Genomic DNA, 21,269 nt, shown 5'->3' with positions numbered 1-21,269 from the left:
TCTGGCAGAGCATATTGCCAGATATGGGAATTTGTGGGACGGTCGAGTCAGAACGCGCTGATATCGGGCGCGAACCTCGAAGTGATGGGTGCAATGCAATGGCGCATGACAACCGGAAGTTCCTGCCGACTCCGAAGCTGTTCACCGAGTTCCCGTTCAAGTACGTGGTGCCGGTGCTCGCGCCGGGCGACCTGCGCTGCACCGCGACGCAGCGGGACTCCTTCCGCCGATTCGCCCAGGTCGGCGACCCACTCGCGGACGACGTGGTGGCGATGATCCAGCGGCTGCCGGTCGGCGAGGGCCGCCGGATGTTCGAGACCGCCGTGGTGCGCGGCATCGCCGAGGTGCCCGACGCGCCGCGCGAGCTGCGCGCGTTCTTCGAGCAGGTGGAGGCCGAGCCGTACTGGCTCGACCGGACCAAGATCGAGCGCGGGGCGCGGGTCGTCGGCCGGACCAGCGTCTGGGGCGGCATCGCGATGGGGATGTTCGCGCTGATGGGCGGCTATCTCGCGTCCCGCGCGGACAAGACGCTCGTCGGCACCGGCGATCTGGACGCGATGGCGCCGCGCAGGCTCGCGGAGACCACGCAGTGGTGGCTCGATGTCACGACGCCCGGCTCGCTGGAGCGCAACGGGGTCGGCTACCAGAGCGTGCTGCGGGTGCGGCTGATGCACGCGCTGGTGCGCTCGGGCATGAACCGCCGCCCCGACTGGGATTACGCGGCCTGGGATCAGCCGGTCAACCAGGTGCTCACCGTCGGGACCCTCGGCCTGTTCTCGATGGCGAACCTGGTCGGCGCGCAGGCGCTCGGCCTGCGGTTCTCCGCTCGCGAGAAGGACGCCGTCTTCCAGCTGTGGCGCTACGTCGGGTTCCTGCTCGGCATCGACCCGCAGATCCTGCCGACCTGCGAGACCGACACCTGGCGCTCGTTCTGGATCCTGGCCGACACCGAGTTCATCCCCGACGAGGACTCCCAGCGCCTCGCCCAAGCGCTGATCCCCGCGGCGGGCGGACTGTTCATCGGTGACCGCACCCCGACGCAACGCGCGATCCGCCACCTGCTCACCCAGTACATGGTCGCTTACAGCCGAATCGTGCTCGGCCGCACCAACGCCGACTTCCTCGGCCTGCCCGACAGCCGCTTCTTCCAGTCCGCCGTCCTGGCCACGGCCGCGCTCAACGGCGCGCTGGAAGTCCCGCGCCGCGTCATCCCGGGCGCCACCCGGCTGAACGAGAACGTCGGCGCCCGCGTCCGCACCCGCCTCGTCCGCGGTTCCATCGCCCGCAACGGCGGCGACCGCACGTACGCCAGGCACGACCGCTTCGCCGCCGACCGCGAGGCTTTGCGCGCGGGTTGACGTGGCGCGCATCGCTCCTGCGGCGGCCCTCCACCCAGCGGGTACGGTGCGGAAATGAGCGGGCGGACGAGACTCGGGTTGGGGTGCGGGTTCTGCATCGGGGCGGGTGTGGCGGTGCAGGCGCGGGTCAACGGTGCGCTCGGGGTTCGATTGCAGGATGGGATCGCCGCGGCCACGGTCAGTTTCGGGACCGGGTTGATGTTGCTCGCCATCGCGTTCCTGCTCAGTGCACGGCTGCGCGCGGGGCTCGGGGCGGTAGGGCGGGCGTTGGGTGATCGGACGTTGCGCTGGTGGCAGCTGCTCGGCGGGTTGTTCGGCGCGTTCTTCGTCGCGTGCCAGGGGCTGACCGTGGCGGCGATCGGCGTCACCGCGTTCACCGTCGCCGTCGTCGCCGGGCAGCTGTCGAGCAGTCTGGTCGTCGACCGGCTCGGTCTGGCGCCCAGCGGCGCGACTCCGGTCACCGCGCTGCGGGTCGGTGGTGCGGCGCTCGCCGTCGGTGCGGTCTTCGTCGCCGTCGCCGACCGCTCGGGCGCGACGCCGGGCGCTCTCGCCCTCCCCGAATCGCTGCGCGCGGTCCCGTCCACGCTGCTCATCGCGCTGCCTGCGCTGGCGGGCATCGGCCTGGCTTGGCAGCAGGCCGTGAACGGACGCGTCGGCGTGGTCGGCGGATCGTTCTCGGCCGCCCTGGTGAACTTCGCCGTCGGCTTGCTCGCCCTGCTGGTCATCGAGTCCGCCCTGCTGATCGGAACCAGCGGCCTCGGCGAATTCCCCACCGAACCGTGGCTCTACCTCGGCGGCGCGATCGGCGTCGCCTTCATCGCCCTCGCCGCACTCACGGTCCGCTGGATCGGCGTGCTGCTGCTCGGCCTCACCTCGGTCGCGGGTCAACTCGCCGCCGCCATCGCCCTCGACCTGCTCACCCCGACCGGCCCGCCCCTGTCACCGTGGTCGATCCTCGGCTGCCTGCTCACGTTCGCGGCGGTCGCTCTCGCCGCGAAGCAGCGGCCCGGCGCGGACTTCACATCTCCCGAGTCCGAGTTCACAAACTGACCAACTTCCCGGGCATGCCGGGTCGGCGCGCGGCGGCCCGGTCGACTGGCGTACAGCAACTCGTGACGTAGAAGCGGCCGGACACCGGCCGAGTTCGAGCGCGGCAGACCGGCGCTTGTCGTTTGCTCTCCGCAACACCTCGAATACTCTTCCGGCGATTCCGTTTTGGAATAACCGCTGATGTGGGAGGGTGCGGCCCATGCTGATCGAATACGGGGTGTGGGTGACGCGGTTGGCGCTCGCCGCGGTGTTCGGGTTGTCGGCCTGGGGAAAGCTGGCCGATCGCGCCGGGACGCGGCAGGCGGTGGGGGATTTCGGGGTGCCGGTGCGGTGGGTGCCCGCCGTGGCGTGGGGACTGCCGGTCGTCGAGGCGGTGCTCGCGGTGGGCGTCGTCCTGCCGTGGACGGCCGCGGCGGCGGCGATCGGCGCGCTGCTGCTGCTGACGGTGTTCACCGCGGTGATGGTCCGGCTGTTGCGGCTCGGGAAACGTCCAGCGTGCTCATGCTTCGGTGCGGCCAGCGCGAAGCCGATCGGCGCGCGCAGCATCGCACGCAACGGTGCGCTGATGCTGCTCGCGGCGCTGGCGCTGTGGGGCGCGTTCGCCCATCCGTCGGTTCCCGCCGGGCTGCCCGCCGATGCCGCGACCGGGCTGGCGCTCGTCGCGGCGCTGTGCGGCGCCATCGCGTGGCTGGTCGGCCAGGTCGGAGCGCTGCGCCGACGGCTGGACGAGCAGGCGCTGTCCACGCTGGGCGCCGAAGGCCTTCCGGTCGGATCGGTCGCGCCGGAGTTCGAGTTGCTCGACGTCGCGGGTGACCGCACGAACCTCGCGAACCTGCTCGCGGCGGGGCGGCCGGTGCTGCTGGTCTTCGTGCATCCCGGCTGCGAGCTGTGCGCCGCGCTGGCCCGCGAGCTGCCGCGGTGGCAGGCGCGCACCGAGCTGACCATGGTGGTCGTCGGGAACGGTGACGCCGTCGAGCAGGCCGCTTGGGGCGTCGAACAGGGCCTCGGCGACATCCCTTCACTGGTCCAGCAGGGCAACGAGGCCGCACTGCGGTATCGCGTCCGCGGTACACCGTCGGCCGTGCTGATCGACGCCGACGGACGGGTCGCCGCGCCCGTCGCACGGGGCGCTATCGCGACCCGCGAGCTGATTATCGCCAGGAAATCCGTCCGCGCTCAGCTTTCCTCTCGAAGCAACGGCCAGCGCGCCGCCGCCAACGGCCGGAGCTGACCCATCCGGCACGTTTCCCGGCGAGGAAACCGACCTTTGGTCCAAATCGATTGTCGCGCATCGAATTTCGCGAACAGCAGCCCTCGTCCACCGATACGATCGGACAGCATCGATGCAGAACCGCGCGGACCAACCAACCACCTTCGGTAGGGAGATGTCATGGCGGACTTCGCATTCACCGATTACTCGGGCAAAGAATTCATCATCCGGCTGACCAACGAGCAGCGCATCGAAGAAGCGCGCCGCATCCTGTCCGGCCAGGAGACGATGTCGACCCATGTCATGGGCCGGATCAGGAAGACTACAGCCGACTACAACCCGGGGTGGAGCTTCCACTTGGACCCCGACACGATCACCTTCTTCACTGTGGCGATCGAGGTGTGCGACTCGAGCATCTACTACGTCGAGGACCATCTGGACGAGGCGTGCGGCGCCTTCCTACCCGGCTGCTTCTGGTGTCCGTGGTCGTCCAAGCTGACCCGAGAGATCCGCTGATCAGCGAAGTTGTTCGCAGCGGACCCCGGTCGACGACCACCGGCCGGGGTCCACTGAAACCCGGCTCAGAGCTTGCGTGACCGCAGCTCGTGCCCCTTGGACGTCTTGCACCGGCCCGACTCCAGATCCCACTGCCAGCCGTGCAGGTTGCAGGTGAGGGTGTTCCCCTCCACCACACCGAACTTCGACAGGTCGGCCTTCAGGTGCGGGCAACGCCGCTGCACTTCCCAGCCCGCGAGCTCGGTCGAGGCCGAATCGTCGTGCGCCTCGGAGAACCAGCCGTCGGCGTAGGCGATGCGCTCGTCGGTGAGGCACTTGAAGAAGGTGTAGAGGAATTCGTTGTAGCCGCCGATGCGCCACGCCTGGAACCGGGTGGACAGGAAGATCGTGTTCACCCAGTCGGGCTCGTCGTCGCGCAGCACCGTGCGCACCAGCTCCGGCGCGATGCGGAAACCGTAGCGGTACTTGCCTTCACCCTCGATGGGGGCGCGCACCGCCCGCTTCGGGAAGTCGAGCACCACGGTCTCGTCGCCGATCACCAGGCCGACGGGGTAGCCGATGCCGTCGCAGATCAGGTCGCTCTGCGCCATGATCGGCTCGAACAGTTTCTTCAGCGGCTCCAGCAGCGAGCCGTCGCCGGTCGCCCAGGACGCCTTCTCGGCCTCGATCACCGGAGCCAGACGCTCGGCCATTCGCTCGATGTAGCCCGCCTTGTCGGCGTAGATCTCGGCCGGGTCGAACGGGTGGGTGAGCGACAGTTCCTTGCCGTGCACGTCGGCGACCGAGCCGGGGATCATCAGGATCCCGCCCTCGTTGCCGTGGATCTCCATCTGCTCCAGGAACACCATCTGGTCCGGGAAGATGTTGCCCTCGTCGCCGCGGTCGTCGTTGAGGTAGCGCAGTTCCGGGTCGAGGAACACCGGCGGACCCGCCGACGGCACCACCCAGGTCGCCCCGACCTGCTCGATGTAGCTGCGCGCCCGGTCCATGCCGCGCTGGCGCTTCTGCTTGCCGAAGTTGGACTTGGTGCGGGACGGGATGTCGTAGACCATCGGGTACCAGATGGCGCCCGAGTACTGGAGCAGATGGATGTCTACGTGGCCGAACGCGTCGTGCAGCACGTCCATGTCCACCGGGCGGGCGTCGTTCATGTTGAAGCAGACCGTCTCACCGTCGGAGACGACCAGGCCCGAATCGCCGATCGGTCCGTCGGCGGGCGCGCGCAACGCGATGATCATGATGTCCAGCTCGCCGCCGGGACCGGTCACCGTGTGCTTGACCGAGTCCTCGGTCTCGACGAACTTGTGGAAGCCCAGCTTCTCCAGCTCGCGGCGCAGATCCGGCACGGGGTAGTCCGGCAGCAGCACCGTCGCGTCCTTGTTGACGTGCTCGGCCAGGTGCTTGGCGTCGAAGTGGTCGCGGTGCAGATGCGAGACGTAGAGGAAATCGCAATTGCCCAGCTCGTCCCAGTCCAGCTGGGTGTTGTCGGGGAACGGGACCCACGAAGCGAAGTACGCGGGGTTGACCCAGGGATCGCAAAGGACCGATCCCGCCGCGGTTCGAATGTGGAATCCGGCGTGTCCGACGCTGGTGATCTGCACTAGCTGTTCCTCCTACGCCTGAGGGGCGTTGCCAGCCACCCAGGTTAATAGCTGCAGTCCCATGACGACGCTCACGGTGCCCGCTACGGGGAGACGTCGCCGATGCAGTAGCCCTCGTCACCCTCGGCCAGCGTGAACGTGCGGATCTTGGTGACGCCGGAGGAGTTGGTGATCGGCACCTCCACGGTGAGGTAGCCGGAACCGAGGCGATCCGAGAAGATCTGCTGACCGGCGAAGTCGGTCGCGCCGGTCAGCTTGCCCGGGTTGTTCGCCAGCGGCGGCTGGGTCGGGCTTCCGGTGCCGTCCGGGTCCCATTCGGCGGGGGTGGCCTTGCAGACCAGCGGGTAGTCGCCTTCCTTGTCGGCCGGGTCGAGCGGTTCGCCGACGAAGCGGGCCAGGTAGCGGCGCACCATGTGGCGGGCGTCGGCGTCGTTGGGGCCGATCTGGGCGCCCGCCGGGAACACGCGCGGGCAGGCGTAGCCGGTGGCGATCGCGTCGCGCTCCACGGTGACGGTGGCCGCCCTGCCCTTCCAGGTGACGGTCTTCGCCGTGGCGGTGCCGGGCTGGGCGATGGTGGCGAGGATGGTCTGCTTGTCCTCGTACATGTCGGCCACATTGCCCGGCGCCATGGTCCAGCACTTCTCCTGGAGTTCGGCGATGGTGGCGGACTCCAGGTCGGCGGCCCAGCGCCGCAGCGCGGTCGCCGCCTCCGGGACGCCGGGCACCGCGCCGACCTCGGGGGCGTCGGCGGGCGGCGGGGGGAGGGTGCTCGTTTGCGCGGTGGTGGGGGCCGCCGAGGGGGTCGCGGCGGGTGGGGTCGTCAGCGCTCTCGCGGGCGCGGGGTCGTCGCCGGGGATGCCCGAGACGGAATCGCACGCGCTCAGGAGTAGCGCGCCGCCGAGTGCCAGCGCACCGGCGAGCGTCCGCGCGCCGCGGGGGCGTCGGCCCACCGTGCTCGAGCGGGCGCGTTCGTCAGGCGCGCAGGTCCGTCCGGCCACGAGTTCGCGAACGGCGGCTCGGCGTCGGCTGGGTGCCGCGGGTTGGTCGGTGCCGAGGGCGGCGCTGTCCGGTGCGGCCGTGCTCCGGCGGCCCTGTTCGTCAGGCGTACCGGTCTGTCCAACCACGTGTTCGCGCGTGGGCGCGTGGGCGCCGGGCGCGATGCGGCAGTTCGCGATCGGGAGTCTCGGCTCGGATGATGTCGCGGAACTCTCGCTCGATGCTGCGTTCCTGATGGTCCGGTCGCCGCACGGCAGCGGTCGGGCGCGTTCCACTTCGACGATCCTCTTTCTAGGCGCGATCGGTGCGGATCCCGGATCCGGCGGGCGTCGCAGCTGCCGGATGGGAAAGTCTGCGACTACGCTAGCGGAATTGTGGAACCCGTCTACCGGACGATCATCGGGCTGGCCCGGACCGTCTTCTTCGTGCAAGGTCTGAAGTTCACCGTCAAGGGCGCTGAACATATTCCGCCGACCGGTGGTGCCGTCATCGCGGTCAACCACACCGGCTACATGGACTTCACCTACGCCGGTCTGCCGGTGCGCAAACCCAAGCGCTACGTCCGGTTCATGGCGAAGAAGGAAGTCTTCGACAACAGCATCTCCGGCCCGATCATGCGGGCGCTCAAGCACATTCCGGTCGACCGCGGGGCGGGCGCCGACTCCTACAAGGCCGCGGTGGACTACCTGCGGCGCGGGGAGCTGGTCGGCGTCTACCCCGAGGCCACCATCAGCCGCAGCTTCGAGATCAAGGAGTTCAAGTCGGGCGCGGCGCGGATGGCCATCGAGTCGGGCGTGCCGATCATCCCGATCGTCATCTGGGGCGCGCAACGCGTCTGGACCAAGGGGTTCCCGAAACGCTTGGGCCGCACCAACACTCCCATCTCCATCATTGTCGGCGAGCCCATCCAGCCCTACGAACCCGCCGCCGACCTCACCGCCGAACTCCGCACCACCATGCAGCGGATGCTGCTCGAAGCGCAGAACGGCTACGACCACGAGCCCGGCGCCTACTGGGTGCCCGCGCGCCTCGGCGGCAGCGCACCGACCCTGGAGCAGGCCGACGCCATGGACGCCGCCGAAGCGGCCGAGAAGGCGGCCCGCCGCACGACCCGCACCGACTGACGCCTACGCGGGCGCCTGGCACGGCGTCGGGGCGGGCAGGTGCCCGCGGAAGAACTTGGCGGGCGGCACGCCCATCAGGGTCCGGAAGTCGGCCGTCAGATGGGACTGGTCGTAGTAACCGTTGTCGGCCGCGATTCGTGACCACGGGGTGTCGCCCGCGTCCGCGAGAATCTGGCGAACCCGGCCGATGCGCGCGAAATGCTTGGGCGACAGTCCGATTCCGGCGCTGAACAGGTTGCGTAGTTGGCGTTCGCTGACGGCGAGGTCGGCGGCCACGGCCGGGATCGACCGCCCGGTCGGCTCGGCGAGCGCGGCCGCGGCGCCGATGAGCAGGCCGCGGTGGGCGCGCTGGGTGGCGTTCTCGGAAAGGCGTTGCGGTAGTTCGTGTTCCAGAAAGGCGAGGATCTCCTCGTGCGGTAGTTCGCGAAGCTCGTCGGCGAGTTCGCCCGCCGGGCCCGGCATATCGGCGAGCCGCGCGACCCGATCGGTGAGTTCGCTCGCGGCGACGCCCAACATCGGGTTGGCGGCGCCGGGAGCCAACCGCAGCCGCACGCAACTCGCCGGCGCTTTCGCCACGGATTACGTCGCCCTGGTCCGCGGCCCGAGCACCAGCGCCTCCCGCCGCCCACCCTGCTCCGCGCGCAGCACGATCGTGGTCGCGGTGTGCGGGATGTGTGCGAACGGCTCGGACAACTCACGCACCAACGGAATTCGCCCGAGTTCGGTCAGCCACGGGCGCAGCGATGCTGGTGTGCGTTCTGGTCACCGGTGCCACGGGCACCATCGGCAGTGAGATCGTCCGCCGGCTGGCCGCGCGTGCGGTGCCGGTCCGCGCGGTGACGCGCGACCCGGCGCGGGCACGGATGCCCGAGGGCGTCGAGGTGGTGCGCGGCGATTACAACGACGCCGCTTCGATGGCGGCGGCCATGACGGGCGTCGAGGCGGCGTTCCTGGTCGGCGTTCTCGGTCCGGAGGACGCCGACACCGACCGCGCGCTCATCGCCACGGCCCGCGCGGCGGGCGTGCGGCGCATCGTGAAGCTCTCGGCGATCGGCACCGGTGAGCCGGACCTCGGCCGTGTCGGCACCTGGCACCTGCCCGGCGAACAGGCGGCAAGGGAAAGCGGACTCGAATGGACCGTCCTGCGGCCGAGCACCTTCGCCTCCAACACCCTCAGCTGGTCCGAGCCCATCCGCGCCGGGCAGCCGGTGCCCAACCTCACGGGAGCCGGAGCGCAGGGCGTCGTCGACCCGCGCGACGTCGCCGCTGTCGCCGTCGAAGCCCTCCACTCCGCCGCGCACGCGGGCAACACCTATACCCTCACCGGTCCCGAGCTGCTCACCGCCGCCGACCAAGCGGCCGCGCTCGCCGCGATCCTGGGTCACCCGATCGAGGTCGTCGACGTCCCCGAGGAACAGGCCCGCGGGCACATGCTCGCTGCGGGCATGTCGGCCGAGTACGTCGACGGCGCACTCGCCGGACAGGCCTACGTCCGCGCGGGCCGCAACGCCGTCCGCACCGACGACGTGCGGACCGTCCTCGGCCGCCCACCCCGCGCCTACGCCGACTGGGCCGCCGCCCACATCGCCGCGTTCCGCCGCGCACCGGAACCGGTCGGCTGAAGCACGGCGACCTCGATCACCCCTCACGCACGCGGCCCAACCCGTGTGAGGAGGGCCGATTTTGAATCATCCGCACGCGCCGACTAAAGTTGCCCCTCGCACGGCAACGCGCCCTCGGGTCGTCACGCGGTGCATGCGGATGTAGCGCAGCTGGTAGCGCATCACCTTGCCAAGGTGAGGGTCGCGGGTTCGAATCCCGTCATCCGCTCTTCCCACTTCTTTCGGTCGTGCGTTTTCGACATCAATCCATCACAAGGGCCTCAGGTGTGTGCCGCGCCACGTGCCCAAGATCGGCTACGATCACTCCTGCCTCTCGGTCCAGCAAACGGCCGCTGAGTATGTCGGCGTGCTCCTTGGGGTAGCGCCAGTTCGTCGTGATCGGAGGCCGTGGTGTCGTTGCACACCCACGATCCTGATATCGCTGTCGACGCGGGACGGTTGGACCGGGAACCGACGATGCTGTTGGTCGAGGACGATCCTGGCGACGCCCTGCTGGTCGAAGAGCTCGTCGCCGATGTCGCGCAAGGTCTGCGCCTGGAATGGGTTCGGACGCTGGCCGAGGCGGGTGAGCGGATGCGCGTCTCGGTTCCCGATTGCGTGCTCCTCGATCTGCATCTGCCCGACGCCCAGGGCTTGGAGGCGCTGGCCAGGATCCGCGCGTACAACGATCAGGTCGCCGTCGTGGTGATGACGGGCCTCGACCAGGAGCGCACCGGCTTGGACGCGGTCGCCTCCGGCGCGCAGGACTACCTGGTGAAGGGCCGGGTCGAACCCGAATTGTTCGTGCGCGCTGTGCGTTACGCGATCCAGCGCAAGCACGCCGAACGCACCAGCGCGGCACTTCAGGCCAGCCAGATGCGGGCGCAGGAGAACGCCCGACTGGAGCGCGGCCTGCTGCCGACACCGCTGCTCGGGCCGGGCCGGACCGTCGACGTGGTCTCGCGGTACCGCCCCGGACGCGCGCATTCGCTGCTCGGCGGCGATTTCTACGACGTTGTCCAAGGCGAGGACGGCACGGTGCACGCCGTCATCGGCGACGTTTCCGGACACGGGCCCGATGCCGCCGCCGCCGGCGTCGCGTTGCGATTGGCTTGGCGCACACTGGTTCTCAGCGGCGTCACCGGACTGCGGCAGCTGCGTCTGCTGGAGCAGGTGCTGCTCGCCGAGCGCACCGATCGGCAGACCTTCGCGACAGCGACCAGCCTGGTCCTCGACCCGCGGACCCGCCGAGTGCACGTCTGGCGCGCCGGGCACCCCGGCATGCTGCGTCAGCGCGGCGACGAGTTGCACTGGCTCGAGGTGCCGGGCGGACCCGCCCTCGGCTTCCTGCCCGGACGCGCCCAATGGTCGAGTCACGAGGTCGATCTGCCGGACGACGCGGGCTTGATGCTGTTCACCGACGGCCTCTTCGAAGGTCACGTCGGCGCTGCCGGGCAGCGGCTGGGTGAACAGGGCCTGCTCGAACTGGCGGGCACGGTGCCCGCCGAACGAACCGAACCGTTCGTCGACGAGCTGATCCGTCGCGTCGAGGAATTGGCGAGCGCCGCAGGCGGTTTGGACGACGACGTGGCGATCTTGTATCTGCGCTGGGCAGCGGACGGGAGGCTGGACCGATGACGAGAACGACCGTCGGCAGGCTGACAGCGCAGGGTTGGTTCCAGCTCGTGCTCGCCGTGATGATCCTGGTGGTGATCGTCGGCGCGATCGCGGGCGGACAGGTCATCGCGCACACCAACCGCGTCACCGACCGTCTGCTGAGCCAGACCATGCCCGCGGCCGCCCAGGCGTACCGCCTGGAAAGCGCGCTGGTAAACCAGGAAACCGGCCTGCGCGGCTACGCCATCGCCGCCGATCCGCGCTTCCTCGAGCCGTACGACGAAGGCAAACGGGAACAGGAACGCGCCGCGGCCCGGCTGCGCGAGCTGCTCGCCGACCGGCCGGACCGGATCGCCGATCTCGAGACGGTGGAGCGAGCGGCCGCGCGGTGGCGCGACGAGTACGCCGACCCGCTCGCCGCGACCGTGACCTCCGGCACCACCCGTCCGGTCGAGACCACCGCGGCGCTGCGCGGCAAGACCATCTTCGACGAGGTGCGCGCCGCCTCCACCGCGCAGCACGACAACATCGCGGCCGAGGTCGCGCGGGGCAACGAGGAACTCGAGCGTGCCCGCACGGTGCGCAACGTCGTGCTCTCCAGCATGATCGCGGCCTTCCTGCTGACCGGAGTCGTCTTGACCGAGCTGCTTCGGCGGCTGGTCGCGCGCCCACTCGGCTACCTCACCGATTCCTCGAAGCGGGTCGCCGACGGCGATTTCGACCATCGCATCGACGCGCACGGTCCCGCCGACCTGGCCCTCGTCGCCGAAGCCGTCGAGGACATGCGTCGCCGGATCGTCGCCGAGCTCGGCGCCTCCCGCGGGCAGCAGGCGCTGCTGGAACAGCAGAAGGCCGACCTCGACCTGCAGGCCGAGGAGCTGCGCCGCTCGAACGCCGAGCTGGAGCAGTTCGCCTACGTCGCCTCGCACGACCTGCAGGAGCCGCTGCGCAAGGTCGCCTCGTTCTGCCAGCTGCTGGAGAAGCGCTACGGCTCGGAGCTGGACGAACGCGGCAAGCAGTACATCGACTTCGCGGTGGACGGCGCCAAGCGCATGCAGGTGCTCATCAACGACCTGCTGACCTTCTCCCGCGTCGGCCGGATCAGCGACGGCATCGAGCCGACCCGGCTCGACCAGCCGTTGCAGAAGGCGCTAACCAACCTCTCGTCGGCGATCGAGGAGAACGGCGCGACCATCGAACTGCCGGACGAGCTACCCGAGATTCTCGGTGAGCCGACCCCGCTGACGATGTTGTGGCAGAACCTCATCGGCAACGCCATCAAGTTCCGCAAGCCCGACGTCCCGCCGGTCGTGCGCGTCCACTGTGAGCGCGCGGCGGAAGCGACCGAGGGCTGGCAGTTCTCGGTGACCGACAACGGCATCGGCATCGCACCGGAATTCGCCGAGAAGGTGTTCGTCATCTTCCAGCGCCTGCACGGCCGCGACGAATACAGCGGCACCGGAATCGGATTGGCCGTCTGCAAGAAGATCGTCGAATATCACGGCGGCAGAATCTGGATCGATACCGACTATCGCGACGGCACCCGCCTCTGCTTCACCCTCCAGGCCGTCGAAACCGCGAGCACGGAGTCCAGCCCCCTCACCGAAGGAGCCAGCGCATGACCATTCCCGGCCAGCCGATCGACATCCTGCTCGTCGAGGACGATCCCGGTGACGAGTTGATGACGCGGGAGGCGTTCGAGGACAACAGGATCGGCAACACGCTGCATGTCGCGCACGACGGGCAGGAGGCGCTGGACTTCCTGTACCGGCAGGGCGACTTCACTGACGCGCCGCGACCCGATCTGATCCTGCTCGATCTGAACCTGCCGAAGTACGACGGCAGGCAGGTGCTGGAGAAGATCAAGGCCGATCCGGAGCTGACGCACATCCCGGTCGTCGTGCTGACCACCTCGGCGGCCGAGGAAGACATTCTGCGCAGCTACAAACTGCACGCCAACGCGTACGTGACCAAGCCGGTGGATCTGGACCAGTTCGTGGCCGCGATCAAGCAGATCGACGAGTTCTTCGTACAGGTCGTCCGGTTGCCGCGGCAGCGCTGAGGGCGTACCCCGGCCGTGCGCGGGCTGTAGACAAGCCTCGGCAGCGCTGACCGGGCGAGCTCAGCTCGGAGTGCTGCTCTCGTCCGCGGCGAGCGCGGCGTCCAGCGAGGGGAACACCGAGAGCAGCTCGTCGAGCGCGGTGAGTTCGATCGGGCGGCGCACCGCGTCGGAGGCGACGACGCGCAGCCGGGTCGGCTGCGCTTCGGAGGCGACGAGCAGCACGCTCAGTCCCGCCGAGCCGAGGAATCCGACCGCCAACATGTCGATGACCAGCGACTTTCCGCCGCGCTGAGCTTCTTCCAAGGCGGCTTGCAGCTGCGGCGCGGAAGCCATGTCGACCTCGCCGTGCACGGTGACGACGGCCACGTCGCCGTGTTCGCGCACCTCCACGTCGAGAACCTTGGACGCGCCCTCGCCGCTCACCGCCGGCCTCCCAGCTCGCAATTCGCCACTTTCCCACCTCTGCAGCATCGAGCCTCGTCACGCTGGGCGCGACAAGGCTGTGAGCGTCTCCCAAGTCAACTTACCCGATCGTGACCGTCGTAATCGCCGCGTCGAAATACGGAGACGGACACCACTATCGGCCACCTCATACCGGGTGATCGGGCATGCGCGGTGTGCGAATGGGTATTGCTCTGGGCGAGAAGGCAATCGACATGGACGTTGCAGGGAGGCAGCGAGGTGACCACGTCCCGCTCACTTCGGCTTCGAACGCCGCCGAGACCGTTGGAGCTGGACTTTCCGGCAACCGCCGATCGTTTGGCCCAGGTCCGGCACACTTTCCAGGACTGGCTGGAACGGTGCGGCATCGGTTCCGACCGCGCTTACGACGTGCTGCTGGCGGTCGGTGAGGCGTGCACCAACGCGGTCGAGCACGGACATCGCGGCGACGGCGGCACCGTGCGCGTGCGTGCCGCGTGCACCGGGGCCGAGCTGAATGTGACGGTCGCCGATCACGGCCGCTGGAAGCCTCCCGACCCGCAGACGCGGTCCGTGCGCGGTCGCGGGCTCGCGATCATCCGGGCGGTGATTCCCGACGTCGCTGTGACCACCGGGGAAGGTGGGACCACTGTGGCGATGCGGCTGCCGCTCACCGCGTGATTCCCCGGACATAAGCCCGCGCTTTCCGGCCATAGCCGGAATACTGGTCGTGTGATCGAGGGCAGGGAACTGAGCCCGCGTGCGATCGGCGCGCTCGGCAGTGTGATCGGCACCGAGTCGTGCGCGAACGCCGGAGAGTTCCGCTTTTTCTTCGCGGACCAGCGATGGGAGTGGTCCGACGAGGTCGCCCGCATGCACGGCTACGAGCCGGGCGCCGTGGAACCGACGACGGCGTTGCTGCTCTCGCACAAACATCCCGACGACCGCGAGCTGGTCGAATCGATGATCGCCAAGGTGGTGGACACCGCCGAACCTTTCTGCAGCAGGCATCGCATCATCGATACCGAAGGCCGGGAGCATCCGGTCATCGTCATCGGCGACTATCAGACCGACGAGAACGGCGCCGTGATCGGCACGGCCGGGTATTACATCGATCTCACCGATGCCCTCGAGGGTGAGCGCGAGGACGTCATCGAGGACGTGCTGCCCGAGCTGATCGAGTCGAGAGCGGCGATCGAACAGGCCAAAGGCGTGCTCTCGCTGGTATACGCCGTGTCCGTCGACCAGGCCTTCGCGATCCTGCGCTGGCGCTCCCAGCACACCAACACCAAGCTCCGCGACCTCGCGCAGCAATTGGTGCTCGACGCGCGGAACATCGACGCCGACCTGGCAGGTCTGCGCACGCGGTTCGATCACGTACTGCTGACCGCGCACGAGCGGGTCGTGCCGGAATAGGCTTGCCTCCGCCTTGGCTGCGGGCGTCGGCCTGCGTCGGCAGGCCTGATCAGGCGAAGCCGCGGGCTTGGTGCAGGGTCAGCGGTGGGAGGTACTCGTCGACGAGTTCGCGGCGCCAGCAGGTGTGGTCGCGTCGGAGTTCGCGCAGGCTGGTGTAGCGGTATTCGTACAGCCGGGCGCGGATATAGCGGGGCGGGTCGTCGGGGAACGGGCAGCGGCGCAGCAGACGCAACGTCGCGGGGTCGTTCTGGAGCAGTCGCACGACGAAGGGGAGCAGCCAGGATCGGGCGTAGCGCGGCGAGATGGCGGCGAACCACATCAGCCAGTCCAGCCGCAGGTGGTAGGGCGCGAACTGGCGGGGCCAGCGGCGCGGGTCACCGGGTTTGCCCTTGAATTCGTATTCGCGCCACACCGTTTCGTCGGAGATCGAGGCGTCGGCGGTGCCTTCGATCACCACCTCGTTGCGCACCCGATCGATGCTTCCGAAGGCGCCGTAGGTGTTGACCAGGTGATACGGGTTGAACGAGGTGTTCATGCGCTGGTTCTTGGAGAGCAAGTTGCGCACCGGCCAGTAGCTGAGGCCGATGGTCACCACGGTCAGGGCTATCACCGCGCCCGCGAACCACAGCGGCGGCTCGGACAACGCGGGCGCGCCGGGCAGCGGGCCGAAGACGCGCGCGTCCAGTGCCGTGACCGCGAGCAGGATCGTCAGCCAGTTCAGCCAGGCGAAGTTGCCGGAGAGCACCAGCCACAGCTGCGTCACGATGACGAGTCCCGCGGCGATGCTCGCCACCGGCTGCGGCGTGAACAGCCCGAACGGCACCACGAGCTGGGCGAAGTGATTGGCCGCCACCTCCGCCCGGTGCAGCGGCCGCGGCAGGTGGTGGAAGAACCAGCTGAGCGGGCCGGGCATCGGCTGGGTCTCGTGGTGGTAGTAGAGGCAGGTCAGATCGCGCCAGCACGGGTCGCCGCGCAGTTTGATCAGCCCGGCGCCGAACTCCACCCGGAACAGCAGCCAGCGGGCGAGCAGCAGAACCAGCAGCGGCGGCGCGACGGTGTCGTTGCCGAGAAAGATCGCCAGAAAACCCGTCTCCAGCAGCAGCGACTCCCAGCCGAAGGAGTACCAGGCCTGGCCGATGTTGACGATCGACAGATACAGCGCCCACAGCACCGTCCACAGCGCCATGGCCGCCCACAGCGGCACCACATCTCCGAGCCCCGCGACCATCGCCGCCGAGAGCGCCACCCCCGCCCACGCCACACCCGCGAAGAACCGATCCGAATAGTGCAGGTGGAACAGGCTCGGCGAGCGCCGCGGCGAGACCCGTCGCAGGAACCGCGGCGCGGGCAGCATCCCGTGCTCGCCGATCAGCGCACGAAACTGCAACGCCGCCCCGAGGAAGGCGAGCAGGTACACCACCGCCAAGCCACGCTGAAAGATCAGCCTGGCCTGCCAGTATTCGGGCGCCGTGAACCACTCCATGCCCGCAGCTCCTCGGACGGTGGGCGTCCATGGTGCTTCCGTACTACCCAACCGCCCAGCACGGAAACGCCCCGCAGCCGCCTTGGCTGCCCCGGTGGCACAGACGGTGTGGACGCTTCACATAGGCACCGGCTGTGTGAAGCGTCCGCACGCTGTGTGGCCCCGCCAATCGCAGGCCGCCGCAGGCGCTTCGACCAGCCGTTGGCAGTGCCGCGAACGCCTTGGCTGCCCCGGTCGCACAAACTGTGTGGACGCCTCACATAGGTACCGCCTGTGTGAGGCGTCCACATGCTGTGTGGTCCCCGCCAACCGCTCGCTGGCCGGGTTCAGGTGACGGTGAGGACCGTGCCCGCGCCGACCGTGCGGCCGCCCTCGCGGATGGCGAAGCCGAGGTTCGGCTCCAGCGGGAGCGCTCGGCCGAGCTCGACGGTGAGCTCGACCGTGTCGCCCGGGTGGGCGAGCGCGGTGTCGGCGGGCAGCGTGACGTCGCCGACCACGTCGCCGGTGCGCACGTAGAACTGCGGCCGGTAACCGGTGGCGATCGGGGTGCGCCTGCCGCCCTCGGCTGTACCGAGCAGGTACACGCGCGCGGTGAAGCGGGTGCGCACCGCGATGCTGCCCGGCGCGGCGACCACCTGGCCGCGGCGGACATGACCGCGCTGCACGCCGCGCAGCAGCAGCGCGACGTTGTCGCCCGCCTCGGCCAACTCCATGGTCCGGCCGAAGGTTTCGACGCCGGTCACGACCGTCGTCAACGCCTCACCGCCGAGACTGAGCAGCTCCACCCGGTCGCCGAGCCGGACCTGGCCGCGCTCGATCGCCCCCGTGACGACCGTCCCGCGACCGGTGATCGTGAGGACGTTCTCCACCGGAAGCAGGAACGGCGCGTCGGTGTAGCGGACCGGTATCGGCACGTGCGCGTCCACCGCGTCGAGCAGGTCGAGCAGCGCCGCCGTCCAGCGCTCGTCGCCCGCCAGCGCGCGCAGCCCCGAGACTCGCACGATCGGCGCGGTGTCGCCCGGGTAACCCTGGGCGGTGAGCAGCTCGCGGATCTCCAGCTCGATCAGCTCGAGCAGTTCCGGGTCGCCCGCGTCGGCCTTGTTCAGCGCCACCACGATGTGCTCGACGCCGACCTGCCTGGCGAGCAGCACGTGCTCGGCGGTCTGCGGCATCACGCCGTCCTGCGCGGAGACCACCAGGATCGCACCGTCCAGCTGGGACGCGCCGGTGATCATGTTCTTCACGAAGTCGGCGTGGCCCGGCATGTCGACGTGCGCGTAATGCCGTGTGGCGGTCTCGTATTCGACGTGCGCGATATTGATCGTGATGCCGCGCATCGCCTCCTCGGGGGCCCGGTCGATCCGGTCGAACGGCACGAACGCGCCGCCACCCCGCTCGGCGAGCACCTTGGTGATCGCGGCGGTCAGCGTGGTCTTGCCGTGGTCGACGTGCCCCATGGTGCCGATGTTCAGGTGCGGCTTGGTGCGGACATAGCTTTGCTTCGACATGTGTGTTCCTTGGTTTCCGGGCGAGCGCCCGAATGTCACGGGGGGACCTCTTCGACGGGGGCACCTTCCCCGTCGGAGATCCCGGGACATCCCGGGGAAGGTCAGCGTCGGGCGCCGTCGAACAGCGCGGCCACTGCCGCCGCTGCCAGGGCAGCCGCCATCGCGCCCGCGACCGCGGACTCCAGAACGATGGCGAGCCGGAACATGTCGAGCAGAGTACGGCCGCGACGGGCCGCACGGCGAGCGATTTTTCTTGCGATGAGTTTTGCGGCCGTGCGCCGTCTGTATGTGTGAGATGCTCCGGACGTTCCGGGCACACAGCAACACATAAGCGAGGTCATGAAATGGGCAAGGTCGTTGTCTCCGAATTCGTTTCGGCCGATGGCATCATCGAGAACCCGGCGTGGACGTTCCCGTTCTGGAACGACAGCATCGCGAACTTCAAGAGCCGCGAGGTGTTCGACGCGGACGCGCTGCTGCTCGGTCGCACGACCTACGAGGGCTTCGCCGCGTCCTGGCCGGAGCACCCGGAGGAGGGCGAGTACAAGGACCGGATGAACAGCATGCCCAAGCACGTCGCCACCACTTCGCTCACCGAGCTGGCGTGGAACGCGACCCGCATCGAGGGCGATGTCGCCGAGGGCGTTGCCAAGCTGCGCGCCGAGCACGATCTGCTGGTCTTCGGCAGCGGCGCGCTGATCAACACGCTGCGCGCCAATCACCTCGTCGACGAGTACCGGCTGGTGATCTACCCGGTGCTGCTCGGCAAGGGCCAGCGGCTGTTCGAACCCGTCGACGCCGAGGACACCATGGAGCTGGCCGCCTCGGAGGTCCTGGACAACGGCGTGATCCTGGCGACCTACAAGGTCACCGCCCACAGCGTCGTGCGACCCTCCTTCGACTGATTTCCGCGCGAAAGGGCGGAACGGCCTCGTGGGGTGCCGTCCCGCCCTCTCTGCTTGTTGTCGCGCCCTACAGCGCCGTGGAGCGAAAACCGCGCAGCCGCAGGCTGTTGCTGACGACGAACACCGAGGAGAACGCCATCGCCGCACCGGCGAGCATCGGGTTCAGCAGCCCCGCCATGGCCAGCGGGATCGCGGCCACGTTGTAGGCGAAAGCCCAGAACAGATTGCCCTTGATGGTGCCGAGTGTCTTGCGGGACAACCGGATCGCGTCCGCCGCGGCGCGCAGGTCGCCGCGCACCAGGGTCAGGTCGCTCGCCTCGATGGCGACGTCGGTGCCGGTGCCCATGGCGAGTCCGAGATCGGCCTTGGCGAGCGCCGCGGCGTCGTTGACACCGTCACCGACCATCGCGACCACCTTGCCCTCGGACTGCAACCGCTCGACGGTGGCCACCTTGTCCTGCGGCAGCACCTCGGCGATGACCTCCTCGATGCCGACCTGATCGGCGATGGCCCGTGCCGCGGCCTTGTTGTCGCCGGTCAGCATGATCGGGGTCAAGCCGAGCGCCTTCAGCTGCGAGACCGCCTCGGCCGAGGTCACTTTCACCGCGTCGGCGACCACCAGCACGCCGCGCGCCTTGCCGTCCCAGCCGACCGCGACGGGGGTCTTGCCCTCCGACTCCGCCGCGTGCCAGGCCCGCTCCAGCTCGGCGTCCAGGTGCTGCGACCAGTCGGCGAGCAACCGGGCCCGCCCGACGATCACCGCGTGCCCGTCCACCACGCCCTGCACGCCGAGGCCCTCGATGTTGGCGAAGCCTTCGACCGCCGCCAGCTCGCCGACCTTCTCGCGGGCGCCCTTGGCGATCGCCTGCGCGATCGGGTGCTCCGACGAATCCTCCAGCGCACCAGCCAAACTCAGCACTCGATCGGTGTCTTCGCCGTCGGCGGCGAGCACGTCGAGCAGGGTCATCTTGCCGGTGGTGACGGTGCCGGTCTTGTCCAGCACCACGGTGTCCACCCTGCGGGTCGACTCCAGCACCTCGGGGCCCTTGATCAGGATGCCCAGCTGCGCACCGCGTCCGGTGCCGACCATCAGCGCGGTCGGTGTGGCCAATCCGAGGGCGCACGGGCAGGCGATGATCAGCACCGCGACCGCCGCGGTGAACGCCGCCGCCACGGAACCGCCGGTGCCGAGCCAGAATCCGAGCGTCGCGACCGCGAGCGCGATCACCACCGGCACGAAGATTCCGGAGATCTTGTCGGCCAGCCGCTGGGCCTGCGCCTTGCCGTTCTGCGCGTCCTCGACCAGCTTCGCCATCTGCGCGAGCTGGGTGTCGGCGCCGATCCGGGTGGCGCGCACCACGATCCGTCCGCCGACGTTGACCGTCGCGCCGACGACGGCGTCGTCCGTGGCCACCTCGACCGGTACCGATTCACCGGTCAGCATCGACGCGTCGACCGCCGAGGAACCTTCCACGATCACGCCGTCGGTGGCGATCTTCTCGCCGGGACGGACCACGAATTCGTCGCCGACACCGAGTTGTTCGATCGGAATCCGCTGCTCCACGCGGTCTCCATTGCCGCGGGGCCCTCCGTGGTCACGCTCACTGCCTCCGTGCCCGTCACTCGCGCCGGGACGCAGCACCGAGACTTCCTTCGCGCCGAGCTGGAGCAGAGCGCGCAGCGCCGCGCCCGCCCGCCGCTTCGACCTCGCCTCGAAGAAGCGCCCGGCCAGGATGAACGTGGTGACGCCCGCCGCGGCCTCCAAGTAGATGTTGCCGGTGCCGTCCATCCGGGAGATGGTGAACTCGAACGGGTGGGTCATGCCCGGCGTGCCCGCGGTGCCCCAGAACAGCGCGTAGAGCGACCAGCCCAGCGCGGCCAGGGTGCCCATCGAGACCAGGGTGTCCATGGTGGCGGTGCCGTGGCGCAGGTTGGTCCACGCCGCACGGTGGAACGGCAGCGCGCCCCAGATCACCACCGGCGCGGCCAGCGTCAGCGAGAGCCACTGCCAGTTGGTGAACTGCAACGCGGGGATCATCGCCATGGCGATCACCGGAACGGTCGACACCAGCGAGACGAGCAGCCTGGTCCGCAGGGCGGCGGTCGGATCCGCCTCGGCCGACTCTTCGGTCTTCTCCTCGGCCGGTGGTGCGGGCAGGGCGGCGGTGTAGCCCGCCTGCTCGACGGTGGCGATCAGGTCCTCGGGGGAGACGTCACCGGTGAAATCGACCCGCGCCTTCTCGGTCGCGTAGTTGACGGTGGCGGTGACGCCGTCCAGCTTGTTCAGCTTCTTCTCGATGCGGTTGGCGCAGGATGCGCAGGTCATGCCGCCGATCACCAATTCGACCTGGCCGGTGGCCGGTGATTGCGTCGCGGTCGTCATCGGTCTTCCTTTCTTTGCG

Annotated in this window: 19 protein-coding genes and 1 tRNA gene; 13 read left to right on the top strand and 7 right to left on the bottom strand. The window is 69.2% G+C overall.

From position 1 onward, the window contains the following. Positions 1-98 precede the first annotated feature (98 nt). The 4 genes from ABZV58_RS01330 to ABZV58_RS01315 all read left to right on the top strand — a co-directional run bounded on the left by ABZV58_RS01330 (position 99) and on the right by ABZV58_RS01315 (position 4,134). The gene (locus ABZV58_RS01330) at positions 99-1,358 is read left to right on the top strand and encodes an oxygenase MpaB family protein (protein ID WP_354998198.1); all 1,260 of its coding nucleotides are present in this window, start codon (positions 99-101) and stop codon (positions 1,356-1,358) included. A 54-nt stretch (positions 1,359-1,412) separates the two neighbouring features. Continuing rightward, positions 1,413-2,408 carry a DMT family transporter gene (locus tag ABZV58_RS01325; RefSeq protein ID WP_354998197.1) on the top strand — a complete coding sequence of 332 codons (996 nt, stop codon included), beginning with the start codon at positions 1,413-1,415 and terminating at the stop codon, positions 2,406-2,408. A gap of 199 nt (positions 2,409-2,607) precedes the next feature. After that, complete coding sequence (locus ABZV58_RS01320; protein ID WP_354998196.1) at positions 2,608-3,639, top strand: MauE/DoxX family redox-associated membrane protein; 1,032 nt, start codon at positions 2,608-2,610, stop codon at positions 3,637-3,639. Positions 3,640-3,798: 159 nt separating this feature from the next. Next, positions 3,799-4,134, top strand: a complete 336-nt coding sequence (locus tag ABZV58_RS01315) for a calmodulin (protein WP_354998195.1) — start codon at positions 3,799-3,801, stop codon at positions 4,132-4,134. Between the two features lie 65 nt (positions 4,135-4,199). On the opposite strand, the gene ABZV58_RS01310 is transcribed toward ABZV58_RS01315, so the two are convergent. Beyond that, a complete protein-coding gene (locus ABZV58_RS01310; protein WP_354998194.1) occupies positions 4,200-5,735 on the bottom strand; it encodes a Rieske 2Fe-2S domain-containing protein in 1,536 nt (511 codons plus the stop codon). A gap of 83 nt (positions 5,736-5,818) precedes the next feature. Beyond that, positions 5,819-6,685 carry a hypothetical protein gene (locus ABZV58_RS01305; protein WP_354998193.1) on the bottom strand — a complete coding sequence of 289 codons (867 nt, stop codon included), beginning with the start codon at positions 6,683-6,685 and terminating at the stop codon, positions 5,819-5,821. A 420-nt stretch (positions 6,686-7,105) separates the two neighbouring features. Here ABZV58_RS01305 and ABZV58_RS01300 point away from each other — a divergent pair, with 420 nt between their 5' ends. After that, a complete protein-coding gene (locus ABZV58_RS01300) occupies positions 7,106-7,855 on the top strand; it encodes a lysophospholipid acyltransferase family protein (protein ID WP_354998192.1) in 750 nt (249 codons plus the stop codon). 3 nt (positions 7,856-7,858) lie between these two features. Here ABZV58_RS01300 and ABZV58_RS01295 read toward each other — a convergent pair whose 3' ends face one another. Then, entirely contained in the window at positions 7,859-8,431 is a 573-nt protein-coding gene (locus tag ABZV58_RS01295) for a helix-turn-helix domain-containing protein (protein WP_354998191.1), read from the bottom strand. A gap of 167 nt (positions 8,432-8,598) precedes the next feature. Here ABZV58_RS01295 and ABZV58_RS01290 point away from each other — a divergent pair, with 167 nt between their 5' ends. From ABZV58_RS01290 to ABZV58_RS01270, 5 genes are all read left to right on the top strand, one after another. Further along, positions 8,599-9,477 (top strand): NAD(P)H-binding protein, encoded by an 879-nt coding sequence (locus ABZV58_RS01290; protein WP_354998190.1) that lies wholly within the window; start codon positions 8,599-8,601, stop codon positions 9,475-9,477. A 135-nt stretch (positions 9,478-9,612) separates the two neighbouring features. Next, positions 9,613-9,685 (top strand) — tRNA-Gly (locus tag ABZV58_RS01285). A 248-nt stretch (positions 9,686-9,933) separates the two neighbouring features. Continuing rightward, complete coding sequence (locus ABZV58_RS01280; RefSeq protein ID WP_354998992.1) at positions 9,934-11,094, top strand: fused response regulator/phosphatase; 1,161 nt, start codon at positions 9,934-9,936, stop codon at positions 11,092-11,094. After that, positions 11,091-12,695: a CHASE3 domain-containing protein gene (locus ABZV58_RS01275; protein WP_354998189.1), complete on the top strand. Its 1,605-nt coding sequence runs from the start codon at positions 11,091-11,093 to the stop codon at positions 12,693-12,695. Before ABZV58_RS01280 ends, ABZV58_RS01275 begins: the two co-directional genes overlap by 4 nt. Beyond that, complete coding sequence (locus ABZV58_RS01270; RefSeq protein WP_354998188.1) at positions 12,692-13,135, top strand: response regulator; 444 nt, start codon at positions 12,692-12,694, stop codon at positions 13,133-13,135. The genes ABZV58_RS01275 and ABZV58_RS01270 overlap by 4 nt, the downstream gene beginning before the upstream one ends. A gap of 60 nt (positions 13,136-13,195) precedes the next feature. Here the strand turns inward: ABZV58_RS01270 and ABZV58_RS01265 are convergent, their stop codons facing one another. Then, positions 13,196-13,558: an STAS domain-containing protein gene (locus ABZV58_RS01265; RefSeq protein ID WP_354998187.1), complete on the bottom strand. Its 363-nt coding sequence runs from the start codon at positions 13,556-13,558 to the stop codon at positions 13,196-13,198. Positions 13,559-13,816: 258 nt separating this feature from the next. Here ABZV58_RS01265 and ABZV58_RS01260 point away from each other — a divergent pair, with 258 nt between their 5' ends. Together ABZV58_RS01260 and ABZV58_RS01255 are read left to right on the top strand one after the other, a co-directional pair. Next, positions 13,817-14,236 carry an ATP-binding protein gene (locus ABZV58_RS01260; RefSeq protein ID WP_354998186.1) on the top strand — a complete coding sequence of 140 codons (420 nt, stop codon included), beginning with the start codon at positions 13,817-13,819 and terminating at the stop codon, positions 14,234-14,236. Positions 14,237-14,287: 51 nt separating this feature from the next. After that, positions 14,288-14,971, top strand: a complete 684-nt coding sequence (locus ABZV58_RS01255; RefSeq protein ID WP_354998185.1) for a PAS and ANTAR domain-containing protein — start codon at positions 14,288-14,290, stop codon at positions 14,969-14,971. A gap of 49 nt (positions 14,972-15,020) precedes the next feature. Here the strand turns inward: ABZV58_RS01255 and ABZV58_RS01250 are convergent, their stop codons facing one another. After that, positions 15,021-16,454 (bottom strand): lipase maturation factor family protein, encoded by a 1,434-nt coding sequence (locus tag ABZV58_RS01250; protein ID WP_354998184.1) that lies wholly within the window; start codon positions 16,452-16,454, stop codon positions 15,021-15,023. Between the two features lie 326 nt (positions 16,455-16,780). After that, positions 16,781-17,962 carry an elongation factor Tu gene (tuf, locus tag ABZV58_RS01245; RefSeq protein ID WP_354998183.1) on the bottom strand — a complete coding sequence of 394 codons (1,182 nt, stop codon included), beginning with the start codon at positions 17,960-17,962 and terminating at the stop codon, positions 16,781-16,783. A gap of 344 nt (positions 17,963-18,306) precedes the next feature. Here tuf and ABZV58_RS01240 point away from each other — a divergent pair, with 344 nt between their 5' ends. Further along, complete coding sequence (locus ABZV58_RS01240) at positions 18,307-18,867, top strand: dihydrofolate reductase family protein (protein ID WP_354998182.1); 561 nt, start codon at positions 18,307-18,309, stop codon at positions 18,865-18,867. Positions 18,868-18,934: 67 nt separating this feature from the next. On the opposite strand, the gene ABZV58_RS01235 is transcribed toward ABZV58_RS01240, so the two are convergent. Continuing rightward, positions 18,935-21,250 (bottom strand): heavy metal translocating P-type ATPase, encoded by a 2,316-nt coding sequence (locus ABZV58_RS01235; protein WP_354998181.1) that lies wholly within the window; start codon positions 21,248-21,250, stop codon positions 18,935-18,937. Positions 21,251-21,269: the final 19 nt, after the last annotated feature.

The organism is Nocardia sp. NPDC004654 (assembly GCF_040609595.1).
Lineage (GTDB): Bacteria > Actinomycetota > Actinomycetes > Mycobacteriales > Mycobacteriaceae > Nocardia.
Note: the sequence above shows the minus strand (reverse complement) of the source record. Positions and strands in the feature narration are given on the sequence as shown.